The sequence below is a fragment of the Allobosea sp. TBD101 genome (genome assembly GCF_059817965.1).
This window is the reverse complement of the sequence record NZ_CM187543.1, coordinates 2,378,120-2,393,572: the sequence shown is the minus strand read 5'-3', so window position 1 is coordinate 2,393,572 and position 15,453 is coordinate 2,378,120. Positions and strand designations below refer to the sequence as shown.

Annotated in this window: 15 protein-coding genes; 9 read left to right on the top strand and 6 right to left on the bottom strand. The window is 66.0% G+C overall.

Going from position 1 to position 15,453, the window contains the following annotated elements:
* Nucleotides 1-27 precede the first annotated feature (27 nt).
* Both AC6RIC_RS11660 and AC6RIC_RS11655 read right to left on the bottom strand, forming a co-directional pair.
* A complete protein-coding gene (locus tag AC6RIC_RS11660) occupies nucleotides 28-879 on the bottom strand; it encodes an FkbM family methyltransferase (RefSeq protein ID WP_499736290.1) in 852 nt (283 codons plus the stop codon).
* Nucleotides 880-932: 53 nt separating this feature from the next.
* The gene (locus AC6RIC_RS11655; RefSeq protein WP_499736289.1) at nucleotides 933-2,114 is read right to left on the bottom strand and encodes an HD-GYP domain-containing protein; all 1,182 of its coding nucleotides are present in this window, start codon (nucleotides 2,112-2,114) and stop codon (nucleotides 933-935) included.
* A gap of 229 nt (nucleotides 2,115-2,343) precedes the next feature.
* Between AC6RIC_RS11655 and map the strand changes: the two genes are divergently transcribed.
* From map to AC6RIC_RS11615, 8 genes are all read left to right on the top strand, one after another.
* A complete protein-coding gene (gene map / locus AC6RIC_RS11650; RefSeq protein ID WP_499736288.1) occupies nucleotides 2,344-3,165 on the top strand; it encodes a type I methionyl aminopeptidase in 822 nt (273 codons plus the stop codon).
* On the top strand, nucleotides 3,162-3,905 hold the full coding sequence (gene radC, locus AC6RIC_RS11645) for a RadC family protein (RefSeq protein WP_499736287.1): 744 nt from the start codon (nucleotides 3,162-3,164) through the stop codon (nucleotides 3,903-3,905). Before map ends, radC begins: the two co-directional genes overlap by 4 nt.
* Nucleotides 3,905-4,273 (top strand): DUF488 domain-containing protein, encoded by a 369-nt coding sequence (locus AC6RIC_RS11640; protein ID WP_454656435.1) that lies wholly within the window; start codon nucleotides 3,905-3,907, stop codon nucleotides 4,271-4,273. The genes radC and AC6RIC_RS11640 overlap by 1 nt, the downstream gene beginning before the upstream one ends.
* A 207-nt stretch (nucleotides 4,274-4,480) precedes the next feature.
* Nucleotides 4,481-5,896: a circularly permuted type 2 ATP-grasp protein gene (locus AC6RIC_RS11635; protein ID WP_454656434.1), complete on the top strand. Its 1,416-nt coding sequence runs from the start codon at nucleotides 4,481-4,483 to the stop codon at nucleotides 5,894-5,896.
* Nucleotides 5,897-5,966: 70 nt separating this feature from the next.
* A complete protein-coding gene (locus AC6RIC_RS11630; protein WP_499736286.1) occupies nucleotides 5,967-6,908 on the top strand; it encodes an alpha-E domain-containing protein in 942 nt (313 codons plus the stop codon).
* Nucleotides 6,909-6,962: 54 nt separating this feature from the next.
* Nucleotides 6,963-7,790, top strand: a complete 828-nt coding sequence (locus tag AC6RIC_RS11625; RefSeq protein WP_499736285.1) for a transglutaminase family protein — start codon at nucleotides 6,963-6,965, stop codon at nucleotides 7,788-7,790.
* A gap of 147 nt (nucleotides 7,791-7,937) precedes the next feature.
* On the top strand, nucleotides 7,938-8,687 hold the full coding sequence (locus AC6RIC_RS11620; protein ID WP_454656431.1) for a proteasome-type protease: 750 nt from the start codon (nucleotides 7,938-7,940) through the stop codon (nucleotides 8,685-8,687).
* Nucleotides 8,688-8,701: 14 nt separating this feature from the next.
* Entirely contained in the window at nucleotides 8,702-10,999 is a 2,298-nt protein-coding gene (locus AC6RIC_RS11615; RefSeq protein WP_499736284.1) for a putative bifunctional diguanylate cyclase/phosphodiesterase, read from the top strand.
* A gap of 30 nt (nucleotides 11,000-11,029) precedes the next feature.
* On the opposite strand, the gene AC6RIC_RS11610 is transcribed toward AC6RIC_RS11615, so the two are convergent.
* Both AC6RIC_RS11610 and AC6RIC_RS11605 read right to left on the bottom strand, forming a co-directional pair.
* Nucleotides 11,030-11,617 carry an exopolysaccharide biosynthesis protein gene (locus tag AC6RIC_RS11610; protein ID WP_454656429.1) on the bottom strand — a complete coding sequence of 196 codons (588 nt, stop codon included), beginning with the start codon at nucleotides 11,615-11,617 and terminating at the stop codon, nucleotides 11,030-11,032.
* A gap of 131 nt (nucleotides 11,618-11,748) precedes the next feature.
* Nucleotides 11,749-12,018 (bottom strand): usg protein, encoded by a 270-nt coding sequence (locus AC6RIC_RS11605; RefSeq protein ID WP_454656428.1) that lies wholly within the window; start codon nucleotides 12,016-12,018, stop codon nucleotides 11,749-11,751.
* A gap of 159 nt (nucleotides 12,019-12,177) precedes the next feature.
* Between AC6RIC_RS11605 and bcsS the strand changes: the two genes are divergently transcribed.
* The gene (gene bcsS / locus AC6RIC_RS11600) at nucleotides 12,178-12,909 is read left to right on the top strand and encodes a cellulose biosynthesis protein BcsS (RefSeq protein WP_499736283.1); all 732 of its coding nucleotides are present in this window, start codon (nucleotides 12,178-12,180) and stop codon (nucleotides 12,907-12,909) included.
* A 239-nt stretch (nucleotides 12,910-13,148) separates the two neighbouring features.
* Here bcsS and AC6RIC_RS11595 read toward each other — a convergent pair whose 3' ends face one another.
* On the bottom strand, nucleotides 13,149-14,750 hold the full coding sequence (locus tag AC6RIC_RS11595) for an NTP transferase domain-containing protein (protein WP_499736282.1): 1,602 nt from the start codon (nucleotides 14,748-14,750) through the stop codon (nucleotides 13,149-13,151).
* Between the two features lie 9 nt (nucleotides 14,751-14,759).
* On the bottom strand, nucleotides 14,760-15,452 hold the full coding sequence (locus AC6RIC_RS11590; RefSeq protein ID WP_499736281.1) for an XdhC family protein: 693 nt from the start codon (nucleotides 15,450-15,452) through the stop codon (nucleotides 14,760-14,762).
* Nucleotide 15,453: the final 1 nt, after the last annotated feature.

The following is a 15,453-nucleotide window of genomic DNA, read 5'->3' as shown; positions in this document are numbered from 1 at the left end:
CGCGCCGGCCATGCCGCAGGCGCGCGCTCAGCCCGGCTTGCGCTCGAAGACCAAATTGAGTCGCGTCTGTGCGACGAGCTTGTAGCCGCTGCGCTCGAGCAGGCCCACAAGGTCGGTCTGCCAGCGCTGGCGCGAATCCTCGATGACGATGAAGCCCGGCCAGAGCGCCTGCGGGGCATCGCGCAGGAACGGCTCCAGAATCAGGTCCTCGGCCCCCTCGACATCGAGCTTCATCGCATCGATGCGCTCATAGCCCTCGCCTTCGACCAGCGCGAGCAGGGTCATGGCAGGGACCTTGACCGAGGTTCCGGCGCTCGAATTGAGGATGCGGACGCTCGATTCCCCGCGATTGGTCGGGTCGATGAACAATGTCAGCTCGCCGGGCTTGTCGGCGAGCGCGCAGGCCACCGCCTTGACGGTTCCGAACGGATTCTGCGCGATGTTGAAGGCGAGGCGCGCGAAGATCTCGGGCTGCGGCTCGACCGCGAGGATGCGTGCGCCCCGTCCGGCCCGGGCCGCGACGAAGAGCGAATAGGCGCCGATATTCGCGCCGATATCGATGAAGGTGAAGCCGTCGCGCAGCCGTGAGACCAACAGCTCCCGCTCGACCGCATCGAAATATTGCGGTGTGAACAGCACGCGCTTCTCGCAGACATTGCCGCTCGGATAGAGGCGCATCTTCGCCCCCAGCGACTCGATGTCGACCGGCGCGCCGTCGAGCGAGCGCAGGCCGAGGCGCCGCAGCGCATAGGCGACCTTGCGCCCGAGGAAACTGTCCGAGGCGGCGCGCGTCCGGGCGATGATGCGGGCGAGATAGGCTTTCGGAGCGAAGGCGCCGAAAGGCCGCTCTTCCGCCGGGTTCTGTTCGATGATGGCCATTGCGCCAGCCTGATACACCTCGACGGGCTCGCGCGCCAGTCGTGGTTGCGACCTCACTGCCCGTCGGCGAAGCGGGCGTGGATCTCGCCGAAACGGGGAGCGATCTCCAGGAAGACATCGACGAGCCGGGGGTCGAACTGCCGGCCGCGCTCGCTCATCACCACGGCGACGGCCTCGTCATGCGTCATCGCTTCCTTGTAGACCCGCTTCGTGACGAGCGCGTCGTAGACATCGGCGATCGCCATCAGCCGCCCTGAGAGCGGGATGTTCTCGCCTGCGAGCCCTTGCGGATAGCCTGCCCCATCCCAGCGCTCGTGATGGGTATGGGCGATCTCCTTGGCGAGCCTCAGGAAGGAGCTGGAACCACCGAGATGGCGCTCGGCATCGGCGATGGCAATGCGCCCGAGCTCGGCATGGGTCTGCATCGTCGCCCGCTCATCGTCGTCGAGCCGGCCGGGCTTCAGCAGGATGCTGTCGGGGATGCCCACCTTGCCGATATCGTGCAGCGGCGCCGATTTGAACAGCAGATCGAGCGTGGCGTCGTCGAGCTCCCCGGCGAAGAGCCCGCGCTCGCGGGCGCCCTCGGCCAGTACCCGCAGATAGTGCTGGGTACGCCGGACATGGTTGGCCGTCTCGTTGTCGCGCGTCTCCGCCAGAGAAGCCATGGCCAGGATGATGGCCTGTTTCGCTCGCTCCGCCTCTTCCAGCGCCGCCGAAAGCGAGTTCACCAATGCGATGTTGGTCATCGCAACCGCCGCGCTGTTGGCGATCCGCCTCAACGCCCGGACCACCTCGGGCGATGGCCGATGGCGATGTGCCCAATAGGCACCGATCGCGGCAACGGGATCATCCTGACGAACCGGCACCATGACGAGGCTGCGCACGAAGGTCGGGCGATAGGCCTCTTGGGGAATCCGCTCGTCCTGGTCGATATCCTCGATGACGACGACCTCGCCATGCTGCATCGCCCAGCCGGAAATGCAGGTATCCATCGGGAAACGCTGGCCCTTCCAGAGCGGCGCAATGGCATCCTCATCGGCATAGTAGCAGCGGCCGTTGTCGCGCAGGATGAAGCTGATGCCATCCGCACCAATGAGCCCGCGCGCGTTGCGGCGCACGACCTCCATGACCTCGTCGATGCCGCGCGCCATCGCGAGATCGAGCGACAACTGGTCGAGCGCGCTGAGCGTTGGGTCGGAAACGTCGGCGGGAAGCAAAGAGACAGACGCTTTCATGTGTCCAAGGGGAAGCTGTCCGGGCAGACGAAAGGTTCGGGCGGCAAGTTGCCTCAAAAAAGCTACAAGTCCCCTAACGTCAGCACAACAATCGCCCGCGCATCACCGACCCTGCGGCAGCGCAGGCATCGCCCCTGCCCGGGACATCGCCCCTGCCCGGGACGCGGCAACCGGCTTGCGTGCGCCGCCAAACGCAATAGATAAGAGGGCGAGGAGTTTTCCGCGCGCAATGACATTCGAAGACACCATCGGCCGCTCGCGTTCGCGCGAGCCCGCCATCAAGATTCATGGCCCCGAGGCCTTCGCGGCCATGCACAAGGCCGGCCGGCTGACGGCCACGGGGCTCGACATGCTCGGCTCCTACGTCAAGCCCGGCGTTACGACGCAGCGCCTCGACGATCTCGCCTTCCAGTTCGCCATGGATAACGGCGCCTATCCGGCGACGCTGTTCTATCGCGGCTACACCAAGTCGATCTGCACCTCGATCAACCATGTCGTCTGTCACGGCATTCCCGACGACAAGCCGCTGCGCGAGGGCGATATCCTCAATATCGACTACACGCTGATCGTCGACGGCTGGCATGGCGATTCCAGCCGCATGTATGGCGTGGGCGAGATATCGCGGAAGGCCGAGCGCCTGATCGAGATCACCTATGAGAGCCTCCAGCGCGGCATCAAGGCGGTGCGGGCCGGCGCCACCACCGGCGATATCGGCTTCGCCATCCAGCGCTATGCGGAAGGCGAGCGCTGCTCGGTCGTCCGCGATTTCTGCGGCCACGGCATCGGCCAGCTCTTCCACGATGCGCCGAACATCCTGCATTACGGCAGCCCCGGCGAGGGCGTGCTGCTCAAGCCCGGCATGGTCTTCACCATCGAGCCGATGATCAACCTCGGCAAGCCGGGCGTGAAGGTGCTGTCGGACGGCTGGACCGCGGTGACTCGCGACCGCTCGCTCTCGGCGCAGTTCGAGCACCAGATCGGCGTCACCGAGACGGGCTGCGAGATCTTCACGCTGTCGCCCGCCGGCCTCGGCAATCCGCTCGCGAAATGAGCGTCGGCATCGGCAAGGGAGCAGGTAAGGGACCGCGCAAAGCGCCCTCGCCCGCTGCCCCTGCCGATACGCCGCATTACCACGGCCACCGCGAGCGCCTGCGCGCCCGCTTCCAGGAAGCCGGTGCCGAGACGCTACCGGACTACGAATTCCTGGAGCTGCTGCTCTTCCGCTCGATTCCACGGCGGGACGTCAAGCCGCTGGCCAAGGAGCTGATCCAGCGCTTCGGCTCCTTCGCCGAAGTGCTCGGCGCGCCGGTTGCGCGCCTGGCAGAGGTCGATGGCGTCAGCGAAACCGTCGCGCTCGACCTCAAGATCATCGAGGCGGCGCTGAAGCGCATGGCCAAGGGCGCCGTCGGCAAGCGGCCCGTCCTCTCCTCCTGGTCCTCCGTGCTCGACTATTGCCGTATGGCGATGGCCTTCGCCGAACGCGAGCAGTTCCGCATCCTCTTCCTCGACAAGAAGAACATCCTCATCGTAGACGAGGTCCAGCAGACCGGCACGGTCGACCACACCCCGGTCTATCCACGCGAGGTGATGCGGCGAGCGCTCGAACTTTCGGCCTCCGCGATCATCCTGGTGCACAACCACCCCTCCGGCGACCCGACGCCCTCGGGCGCCGACATGCGGATGACGCGCGAGCTGGTCGATATCGCCAAGCCCCTGGGGATCGCCATCCACGACCACATCATCGTCGGCCGCGACGGCCATGCCAGTTTCCGCAGCCTCGGGCTGATCTGATGACACAACTCACGGTGAAGCGCGTCTACGATCCCCCTGCCCCCGGCGACGGCACCCGCATCCTCGTCGACCGGCTCTGGCCGCGTGGTGTGTCGAAGGACAGGATCGACCTCTGGCTCAGGGATCTCGCGCCGAGCGATGCGCTCCGCCACGAGTTCCATGGCAATCCCGACCGCTGGGACGAGTTCTGCGCCGCCTATGCGACCGAGCTCGGCAGCCCGCCGGCGCAGGCGGCGCTTGCGACGCTCGACGCCGAGCGCAGGAAGGGCCCGGTCGTCCTGCTCTACGCAGCGAAGGACGAGCATCGGAACAACGCGGAAGCCCTGCGCCTCTGGCTGGACGGCCGCGCGAATTCGGTCCAAGAATAGCCTAGGCATGGCCGCATGGCGCGGCACGACGAAGGAACAGCCGCTTCATGCGGGCTGGTTCAGCTTTGCCAAGATCAACTCAAGTAAACTGTATCTGATCAATACTGCCCATGAAAAAGGCAGACCTGATCAATTGCGCGGCTATTCTCCCTCTTCCCGAACGCCAGCGAATGCGCATAGGCTGGTTTCAACGGGGAAGAGGGCTGCATGGTTGCATTCGATGAGATGACCGGTTCGGGAGCCGAGCTGAGGCCGGCCTATGAGGCTCTCGATCGCTGGCTGAAGGAAGCCCCGCCCGAGATGCTGGCGCTCAGGCGCAGCCAGGCGGAACTGTTCTTCCGCCGCATCGGCATCACCTTCGCGGTCTATGGCGACGAGGAATCGACCGAGCGCCTGATCCCCTTCGACATCATCCCGCGTGTGCTGACCAAGCCGGAATGGACGAAGCTGGAAGCCGGCCTGCGCCAGCGCGTCACCGCCCTCAACATGTTCCTGGCCGATGTCTACGGCCCCAAGGAATGCCTGAAGGCCGGCATCATTCCGCCCGATCTGGTCTATCGCAACGCCTGCTACCAGCTCGAAATGGTCGACTTCAAGGTCCCGCACGACATCTATTGCCACATCGCCGGCATCGATGTGGTGCGCGTCGACGCCGATACGTTCTACGTCTTGGAGGACAACGCCCGCACCCCGTCCGGCGTCTCCTACATGATGGAGAACCGCGAGGTGATGCTCAGGCTCTTCCCGGAGCTCTTCGCCACACATCGCGTCGCGCCGGTCGATAATTATCCCGACCAGTTGCTGGCGACCTTGCGCTCGGTCGCGCCGCGCAGCGCCTCCTCCGATCCGACGATCTGCCTGCTGACACCCGGCCAGTACAATTCGGCCTTCTACGAGCACTCCTTCCTCGCCGACAAGCTCGGCGTCGAGCTGGTCGAGGGCTCGGACCTGCTGGTCAAGGACGACGTCGTCTATATGCGCACGACCCAGGGGCCGAAGCGCGTCGACGTGATCTACCGGCGCATCGACGACGACTTCATCGACCCCCTCGCCTTCCGCAGCGATTCCGTGCTCGGCGTCCCCGGCATCATCGGCGCCTACAAGGCAGGCAACGTCACGCTGGCCAACGCCGTCGGCACCGGCGTCGCCGACGACAAGGCGGTCTACAGCTACATGCCGGAGATCGTGAAGTTCTTCACCGGCGAGGAGCCGATCCTGAAGAATGTCCCGACCTATCGCTGCCGCGAGCCCGAGGCCAATGCCTATGTCCTCGACAACCTGGAGAAGCTCGTCGTCAAGGAGGTCAACGGCTCGGGCGGCTACGGCATGCTCGTCGGCCCGCACGCCAACAAGGCCCAGATCGAGACCTTCCGGCGCAAGCTCAAGGCGCAACCCGAGGGCTTCATCGCCCAGCCGACGCTGGCGCTCTCGACCTGCCCGACCTTTGTCGCCTCCGGCGTCGCGCCGCGCCATGTCGACCTGCGGCCCTATGTGCTTTCGGGCGCCAACGGCATCTCCTGCGTGCCGGGCGGCCTGACGCGTGTCGCGCTCAAGGAAGGCTCGCTCGTCGTCAATTCCAGCCAGGGCGGCGGCACGAAGGACACCTGGGTGCTCGACGCATGACAGTCTCGGCCGCCTCCTTGCCAGCCCTCCCGAAACAGCCTGCCATCCCGCGGAAAGGCACACGCTGACCATGCTTTCGCGTACCGCAGACAGCCTCTACTGGGTTTCCCGCTATGTCGAGCGGGCCGAATACCTTGCCCGCATCCTCGACGCGACGACGCGCCTGACCAATCTGCCGACGACCTATGGCGGCGCCGGCACGGAGTGGCAGAGCGCGGTCCTCACCGCCGGCTGCGAGGACGCCTTCGCCAAGGCCTATGGCGAGGCCAACGAACGCAATGTCTGCGACTTCCTGACCTTCAGTCCCGACAACCCCTCCTCGATCCGCAACTGCCTCGCCCAGGCTCGCTCGAATGCGCGCGCGGTGCGTACCGCGCTGACCTCGGAGATGTGGGACGCGCTGAACGGCGCCTGGCTGGAGCTGCAGCGCTTCGAGAAGAAGCGCATGGACCGCGAGGAATTCGCCCGCTTCCTCGACTGGGTGAAGAACGTCTCGCTGGTCTTCGACGGCTCGGCTTACCGGACCATGCTGCGCGACGACAGCTACTGGTTCTCGCGGCTCGGCGTCTATCTCGAACGCGCCGACAACACCGCCCGCATCCTCGACGTGAAATACCATGTCCTGCTGCCAGCCGATGAGCAGGTCGGCGGCTCGCTGGACTATTTCCAGTGGACCACGGTGCTGCGCGAGGTCTCGGCGCTGACCGCCTATCACTGGGTCTATCGCGAGGCGGTGAAGCCGATCCTCGTCGCCGATCTCCTGGTGCTGAACCGGCGCATGCCGCGCTCGCTCGCCGCCTGCTACGAGAATATCTCGCGCTTCCTCGACTCGCTCGGCGACGCCTATGGCCGCCAGGGGCCAGCGCAGCGCCAGGCGCGCAAGACGCTGGCCAGTCTCAGCAATACGCAGATCGACGACGTCTTCGTGCACGGGCTGCACGAGTTCATCGAGGAGTTCATCACCGAGAACAACCGCCTCGGCAACACGATCTTCGAGCAGTATCTGCAATGAGCCGCTCGCCTATCTTCGCCGCGCGACTGCCGTAACCCTGCCCCGGACTGGATCATGCGGATCAGGATTTCCCACACGATCGGCTACGACTATGCCGAGCCGGCACGCCATATCACGCAGATCCTGCGGCTGACGCCGCGCGACCATGACGGCCAGCATGTCATGTCATGGCGCATCGAACCGAATGTCGACGGGCGGCTACGGGCCTCGCAGGATGCCCATGGCAATATCGTGCACTCATTCTACGCCGACGGGCCGATCTCCTCGCTCGCCATTCGCATCGACGGGCTGATCGAGACGATCGATCTCGCCGGCGCCGTCCGCGGCGGCCTCGAGCGCGTGCCCTGCGAGGTCTATCGCCGCGACACGCTCCTCACCGAGCAGGATGAAGCCCTGCGCAGCTTCGCCGACGAGGTCACGGCTGGTGCCGGCACGCCGCTCTCGCGGATGCATGCGCTGATGAATGCCGTCAGCGACCGCATCGATTGCGTCGAGGCCAGTGGCCGCAGCGGTGTCGGCGCTGTCCCAGCCTTTGCGGCACGCGAGGCAATCGCGCAGGACGTCGCCCATGTCTTCATGGCCTGCGTCCGGCATCTGGGCCTGCCGGCCCGCTATGTCTCGGGCTATGTCGCGCAGTCCGACAGCTTGCCGCATGGCAACGGCGCCCATGCCTGGGCCGAAGTCCATCTCGACGATTATGGCTGGATCGGTTTCGACTGCGCCAATGCGCTGTGTCCGATCGACACGCATGTGCGCGTTGCCATAGGGCTAGACTACGCGGATGCAGCGCCGGTCCGCGGCTCGCGCCAGGGTGGTGAGGGCGAGAACCTCAATGTCCTGGTCAGCGCCCGCGAAGCCGAGGCCCGCTTCGCCAATCAATAGCCGCCCCGCCCGGTGAACGTGGCCCGGAGCATTTTCGAGCGAGGTGGACATCGGTTCGCGGGGAAAAGATGCAATAGACAGGAAGATGAAGCTGTTGGGTGATTCGAAGAATTGCTGAATGGCTCTTGAAGACAGGGACTGAGACCCGTGACCTATTGCGCCGGAATCCTCGTGCAGGACGGGCTCGTCATGATCGCCGACACCCGCACCAATGCCGGGCTCGACGACATCTCGACCTTTCGCAAGCTCCATGTCTTCAACTGGCCGGGCGACCGCAATTTCGGCCTGATGACCGCCGGCAATCTCTCGATCACCCAGTCGGTGGTGAGCTTCCTGCACGAAGGGCTGCCGAATCCCGATACCGGCGAGATGGACACGCTGCAGAACGCCGGCTCGATGTTCAGGGCGGCCCAGCTCGTTGGCCGCTGCATCCGCCATGTTCGCGACATCGACGGCCCGGCGCTGGAAGATGCCGGCGTCAAATTCGAGATCGGCATGCTGTTCGGCGGCCAGATCAAGGGGCAGCCGATGCGCCTCTTCATGGTCTACAGCGCCGGCAACTTCATCGAATGCGGCATCGACTCCCCGTTCCTGCAGATCGGCGAGCATAAATACGGCAAGCCGATCCTCGACCGCGCCGTCACCTACAAGACTCATCTCTACGATGCCTTGAAGGTCGGACTGATTTCGATGGATTCGACCATGCGCTCGAATCTCGGGGTCGGCCTACCGATCGATCTCCTCGTCATCCGGCGCGACGCCGACGATTTCGAACTCAATCGCCGGATCGAGGCCGGCGAGCCCTATTTCCACGATTTGCGCGAGCGCTGGTCAGCGGCGCTCAGGGCCGCACATATGGCTATTCCGCGCCCACCCTATGCGCCTTCAGGGACTTGACTGCCTGAAAACCCGTGGCAGGCAACGGGATGTCAATAATTCAGGCATTAAGTCGCAGCACGAAGACTACCCCTGGACGCATAATGCCCGCATTCAATGCCGCGAAGATGACGAATGCGGGCTCCTCCGCTCGCATGTTCGCGAGCACTGTGGTGACTCTGGGCTGCGCCTTCCTGCTGCTCATGGCCGCCGGGATCGGCGTTGTGGTTGCGATCACCCGCGAAGCCAACCGTCTCGAGGCGCAGCGCCAGGGCGAGCGCATCGAAGCCGCCGTCAGCGCCCAGATCAAGTTGAGCGAGTTGAGGCTGGAACGGCTCATCAGCGCCGGCGACCTGTCTGAAACCTTGCAGCAACCCGGATCGGCCGCCACCCTGCAGGCCGCGCTCCGGCGCCTGAGCAGGCAGCTGATGGATTTCGACGGCGCCTATATTAGCGGAACCGGCGAAACCGTGCTGGCATGGGTCGAAAACTCGACCACAACGGACCACCTGAATCACGAGAGTCCGCATCGCATCGAGGCGCTGCAGCGTGGCGTTAAGAGTTCTTTCGCCCCCGTCATCGGCGATGACGCTGCGCCCCGGTTCGGCGCAGCCCGCTCGACCATCACCACGGATGGCGACGAAGCCCTGATGCTGACGGTGATCGACCTGTCGCGCATCGCCACGTTCAGCTCCGAAAACGGCTCGGCGCCGCTATCCTTCGTCGCCTACCGGCACCTGTCGAGCGCCCTGCTCTCCGATCTGGCCGAGCGCAACCGCGTCACCGATATCCGGCTGGTAACGACGCCGCCTGCCGAACCCCTGTCGAAGCTGGGCCTGCGCGCCGCCGACGGCAAAGTCAGCGCCTGGCTGACCTGGTCTCCCGCGCGCCCCGGCGACGTCATGCTGCGCCGTTTCCTCTGGGCTCTCATCGCGGTTGCCGTACTGTTTTCCGCGATCTTCGTCTTCGTCGTCCAGCGCCTGCGCGCCTCGGCCGAGCAGATCGAGCTGCGCGAGCGCCAGATCCAGCGCCTCGCCGGCCAGGACGAACTCTCGCTGCTGCCGAACCGCCGCAGCTTCGACCTGACGCTCGACCAGACGCTCGCCCATATCCAGGACGACGACGGCCCGAGCCTTGCCGTGCTGCTGATCGACCTCGACCGCTTCAAGGCCGTCAACGACACCTATGGCCACACCGCCGGCGACGAACTCATCCGCCAGGTCGCGGTCCGCCTCTCCGCTGCCGTGCATGTCGGCGACACCGTCGCCCGACTGGGCGGCGACGAGTTCGGCATCATCCAGACCCATTCCGCGACGCCAGCCGGCTGCGCCGCGCTCGGCGAGCGCATCCTCGCCAGCCTCACCGAGCCGTTCACCATCACCGGCGCCGAGGTCACGATCGGTTCCTCGATCGGCATCGCCACGGCGCCGCGCGATGGCACCAGCCGCGAAGCCCTGCTGAAGCTCGCGGATACCGCGCTCTACGAGGCCAAGAACAGCGGCCGCAACCGCTATGCCTTCTTCGAATCGCAGATGAACCGCTCGATGCAGCTGAAGCGCATGGTCGAGGACGACCTGCGCCACGCCATCGACAACGACCAGTTGATGCTGCACTACCAGCCTCAGGTCTCCGTCGACGGATCGACCATCGTCGGCGTCGAGGCGCTGGTGCGCTGGCAGCATCCGGCCCATGGCATGATCCCGCCCTCGGACTTCATCGCCATCGCCGAGGAACGCGGCCTGATCGTACCGCTGAGCGAATGGGTGCTTCGCCGCGCCTGCACCGAGGCCAGGCGCTGGAAGGGCATCCGCCTCGCGGTCAACGTCTCGCCAATCCAGTTCCGCCACAAGGATTTCGTCGCCAACGTCATCCGCACCATCGAGGAAACGGATTTCGATCCGGCCCAGCTCGAGCTCGAACTGACCGAAGGCGTTCTGATCGAGGATGCCGATGCGGCGGAAGCCGCCATGATGGACATCCGGGCCCATGGCGTCGGCCTCGCGCTCGACGATTTCGGAACCGGCTATTCGAGCCTGATCTATCTGCGACGCTTTGCCTTCGACAAGATCAAGATCGACCGCTCTTTCCTCGAATACATGGAATCAACAGGCGAATCCGCGATCCTCGTCCATTCGATGGCCCATCTCGGCCGCGCTCTTGGCCTGCGGGTCTGCGCCGAGGGCGTCGAGACCGCCGAGCAGCACCGCTTCCTGCAGGCGATCGGTTGCCACGAATTGCAGGGCTTCCTGTTCTCCAAGGCCGTGCCCGCGAGCGAGATCGACCGCCTGCTTCGCCTGGACAATCCCTTCGCCGAAATCCTCGCCGCCGCCTGACGACCCACGAGCCGGACGGGCGGCAGACCTTCAGAAGAACAGCTCGTGGATGCCGCTGAAGATCGCGTAGGCGAAGCCCGCGCTGAGCAGCAGGCCGACAGCGCCGACCGCGGCGCCGATGATGATCAGCACCCCGTCCCGCTCGACGAGGCCGAGCCCGACAAGGCAGACCGCAAGTCCGAGCGGGATCTGGCCGATGAAGGGCGCGGCGACGATCAGGCCGAGCGCCAGGACCAGGATCACGAGCCCCAGCACCGGGATCGCCCAGGCGCCGCCCAGCAAGGTCAGGCGCGGCTGCGAGAAACGTTCCAGCCAGGTGAGCGCCGGCAGCGCTCTCGCCACCGCCCGGTTGAGCTCGGGCTTGCCGATGCTGCGCTTGAGCAGCGCCTGCGGTAGCCATGGCATCCGCCGCCCGGTCAGCATCTGCACGGCGACGAAGGCGAGCACCAGGCCACAGACCAGCGGGATCGGAGGCGGCATCGGCAGGCAGTTCGGCAGGCCGAGCAGCACGACGAGCAGCGCATAGGCCCGGTCCTGCAGCGCGGCGACAATCGTGCTGACGGCGATACGCTCTCCGGGCAGACCCGCCAGCGCCGTCAGAAGTCCGGATGTACGCAAGGGAGATGACAAGGGAGAAGGCCGTGCCGAAGCGGAGACGCCCGCCTAGCACGCTCCGGCGTCCGCCAACAAGCGAGCCGGACGCAGGCTTTCAATGCCCGTGGCTCAGGACCGGCGCACTCTCGAAGCGCTCAATGCAGCGTCAGCACGCCGTTCACAGTGCGGATTTCCGCCGGCCTGATCAGGCGTGAATGGGCAACCGTGACGGAGTGGAGCGGCCCGTCCAGTTCCCGCTTCCAGAACGCCAGGAAGTCCTGGAGGATGGGAAAGCGCGGTGCCAAGTCGTACTGCTGCCAGATATAGGTCTGGAGGACGCTGAGATGATCCGGCATCCGATAGAGGATCGTCGCCGTGGTCAGCCCATAGCCTTCGAGTTGCCGTATGAAATCGGTCGAAACCATCGCCACCTCCCCTCCGTTACGGACTGAAAGCTTTGCCGGACAGATCGAGCCTGCTCCCGCCTGGTTAACAAAGGCTTGCCAGCCTACTGACAAACTGCTGCAATCCTGAGGCAGGTTGCCGGAGAGGCAGCGTGCGCAGCGGCGGGCGTGGGGGCGTGCGTGGCGTACCGGGTGGGCAAGGCCGGACTGGCCGGGCTGGCGATGAGCTTCGCCGCCGCCCCGATCTGCACCGCCGGCGCCGAGGAGAACGAGCCCGAACGCACCCCGCTCTCGATGGTCATCTTCGGCTCCATGGAAGCCGGGCCGACAAAGAGCTTCCTCTCGGTCGGCATGAAGCGCGCGCTGGGCGGAAGCCTGACCGGCAGCGGCTTCCGCCTCTTCGTGAAGGCCGGCGGCTCGCAGGAAGAGACCCGTCGCCACAAACCGCACGGCGTCACCTACAAGAGCGAAACCCAGGCTCTGCTTGGCTATGAATGGCGTATCGGGAGCAGCTTTCTCGCGCTCTACGCCGGCTCGGATGTCGAAAGCGAGCAACGGGTCGAGGCTTTCGGCCCTTCCTTCATCGCCACCCGCTACGGGGCCAGGGTACAGGCTGACCTCTGGATCGTTCCGACGCCGGGGATGATCGTCCAGGCCAACGGCTATCTATCGACAGTCAACGGGCGCCTCTGGGCGCGCGTCGCGCCGGGCTGGCAGGTGCCGGCCGGTTTCCATGTCGGACCGGAATTCGAGGCCTATCGCGAACGCGACTATCGCAAACTGCGCCTCGGCCTGCACCTCACCGGCCTGCGCTTCCTCGGGTTGGAATGGCGCCTGTCCGGCGGTCTCCAGTCGACGAGCAATCGACCCTCCGAATATTACGGCACGCTCGGACTGCACTGGCAGCGCTGAGAGCGGGGAGAACGACCTAGTCGTTTCCGACCTGCGCCACGCTTGTCATTCCGGGGCTTCGCGGAGCGAAGAACCCGGAACCCACGACCGGACGAAACGCCTGCAAGAGGCTCGGAATGTCTCACCCAGTCGTGGGTTCCGGGTTCGCGCCTCCGGCGCACCCCGGAATGACAAGGGCGCGGTGCAGAACAGCTGAGACTGAACATCAGCAGCCCGGAACGAAGGTTTCGCCCCCGCCCTCAACCGCGCAAGGCCTTCAAAGCCTCCGGCGTGTCGACATCGATGGCGATGGCGGGATCCTCGAAGGGTACATCGACGACACGTTCCCCCGCTTCGTCGAGCAGCCGCCGCGCGCCCCGATCGCCGCTCAAGAGTGAAACGGCCGGGAAGATCGCGCGCGCGAGCAGCACCGGATTGCCGCGCTGGCCGAACAGGGTCGGCACGGCCGCCAGCGCCTCGGGCCGCGCGCGATGCGCCTCCGTCAGGCGTTCGATCACCGAAGGCGTGACATTCGGCATGTCGCCGAGCGAGATCACGGCCGCTGCGGCCCCTGGCGGCAGCGCCGCCACGCCGGCCTTGAGCGACCCGGCCAGCCCGGATGCGTAGTCGGAATTATGCACGAGCTGTACCGGCAGCTCCGACAGCACCGCTTCGACCTCCGCGCGCTGGTGGCCGGTCACGACGATAACGGGATTGAGCCCCGCTTCGAGCTGCGCCTCCACCGCATGGCGCAGGATCGGCTTGCCGCGCAGAGGCTGGAGCAGCTTGTTCTCCGCGCCCATCCGCGTCGATTGTCCCGCCGCCAGCACGATCCCCGCCAGCGGGCCACCCTCTGCGGAACCCGGAGCACGCGGCTGCGGGCGCGAGACGATCTCCATCAGCAACCCGCCGACACCCATCTTCTGGACATCGCTGCGTCCGACGGGAACACCTGCGAGATGGCGCTGCAGCACCCAGTCGAAGCTGTTCTCCTTGGGCGAGCGCGCGCAGCCCGGCGCGCCGATCACCGGCTTGCCGGCAATGCGGCCGAGCATCAGCAGGTTGCCGGGATCGACCGGCATGCCGAGATGCTCGACCTCGCCGCCGGCCTCGACCAGTGCCTGCGGGATCACGTCGCGTCGGTCGGTGATGGCGGAGGCGCCGAAGACGACGATGATATCCGCCGTCCCGGCTGCCTGCTCGGCGATCGCCACGGCCAGAGGCTCGGCCGCATGAGGCACGCGCTTGTCCGCCGCCAGCACGGCCTCTGCCGGCTCCAGCCGGTCGCGCATGATGCGCAGGGTCTTGTCGACGACGCTCGGCTTCAGCCCCGGCAGCAGCGTCGAGATCACCGCGACATTGGAGGGGCGGTAGGCCGCGACCGAGACGGGCGGCGTGTTGCCGAGCGCGTCGAGCGCCTGCTCCACCATCGCCTGCGGCACGGCATAGGGGATGATCTTCACGGTGGCGACGAGTTCGCCTGCGACGACGGCCTTCAGTGCCGGCAGGGTCGCGACCGTGATCGCCTCGTCCACTGCATTGAAGGCATCGATCGCCGCGACGTCGATGCGCAGCACGCCCGCCTGGGTCGCGAACATGTTGACCCGCCCGGTAAAGGGCAGCTCCGCCGCAATCGCATCGCCGACCATCCGTTCGGCCAGTCGCGCCGCCGCGGCGTTCTCATCGATATCGCCGGGTTCCAGCCGCACCGCGACGATCTCTGCGATCCCGGCCTCGGCTAGCTTTGCCGCCAGTTCCGCGGTGACGGTCGCGCCCTTCTTCACGATGGTCCCGTCGGCACGGATGGTATGTGCCGCGATGCTGCCAACGGCATCGGCGATGGCGATTGGTCCGAATTTCATCGCCTCGCCTCAGGCCGGCTTGCGGCGCGGGCCGCGCAGCGTCTGGACGATCTCGGCCAGGATCGCGAGCGCGATCTCAGCCGGCGAGACCGCGCCGATATCGAGCCCGATCGGGGCATGGATGCGCGCCGTCGCCGTCTCGTCGAAGCCGGCTTCCGCCAATCGCTCCAGCCTCCGGCCATGGGTCTTCCGGCTGCCCAGAGCACCGACATAGAAGCAGTCCGAGCGCAGCGCCGCGACGAGGCCGGGATCGTCGATCTTCGGATCATGGGTCAGCGCGACGAAGGCGGTGTAGGCATCGAGCCCGATCCGGCCGATCGCTTCCTCCGGCCATTCGGCGAGCAACGTCACCCCTGGAAAACGCTCGGGCGTGGCGAAGGCGCTGCGCGGATCGATCACGATCAGATCGAGATCGAGCACCTTCGCCATCGGCGCCATCGCCTGCGAGATATGAACCGCACCGGTCACCACCACGCGCAGATGCGGCGCCTGCACGGTCAGGAAATAGGATGTGCCCTCCGCCTCGACCATGCCGCTCTTGCCGGAGCGCAATTGCCGCTCCAGCAATTCCGCCAGCGGATCGGCAGCGATCGCGGCTTGCTTCACCAGGCGCTGCGTGCCCGTAGCGAGATCGCTCACCAGCACGGCAGCACGGCGCGCCTGCCGCTCGGCATTGAGCGCAGCGAGAGTCGAAAGCTCCACC

Bases quoted from the DNA above. Each gene is read 5' to 3' on its own strand.
- AC6RIC_RS11660 (WP_499736290.1), bottom strand. From the start codon at position 879: ATGGCCATCATCGAACAGAACCCGGCGGAAGAGCGGCCTTTCGGCGCC.
- AC6RIC_RS11655 (WP_499736289.1), bottom strand. From the start codon at position 2,114: ATGAAAGCGTCTGTCTCTTTGCTTCCCGCCGACGTTTCCGACCCAACG.
- map (WP_499736288.1), top strand. From the start codon at position 2,344: ATGACATTCGAAGACACCATCGGCCGCTCGCGTTCGCGCGAGCCCGCC.
- radC (WP_499736287.1), top strand. From the start codon at position 3,162: ATGAGCGTCGGCATCGGCAAGGGAGCAGGTAAGGGACCGCGCAAAGCG.
- AC6RIC_RS11640 (WP_454656435.1), top strand. From the start codon at position 3,905: ATGACACAACTCACGGTGAAGCGCGTCTACGATCCCCCTGCCCCCGGC.
- AC6RIC_RS11635 (WP_454656434.1), top strand. From the start codon at position 4,481: ATGGTTGCATTCGATGAGATGACCGGTTCGGGAGCCGAGCTGAGGCCG.
- AC6RIC_RS11630 (WP_499736286.1), top strand. From the start codon at position 5,967: ATGCTTTCGCGTACCGCAGACAGCCTCTACTGGGTTTCCCGCTATGTC.
- AC6RIC_RS11625 (WP_499736285.1), top strand. From the start codon at position 6,963: ATGCGGATCAGGATTTCCCACACGATCGGCTACGACTATGCCGAGCCG.
- AC6RIC_RS11605 (WP_454656428.1), bottom strand. From the start codon at position 12,018: ATGGTTTCGACCGATTTCATACGGCAACTCGAAGGCTATGGGCTGACC.
- AC6RIC_RS11595 (WP_499736282.1), bottom strand. From the start codon at position 14,750: ATGAAATTCGGACCAATCGCCATCGCCGATGCCGTTGGCAGCATCGCG.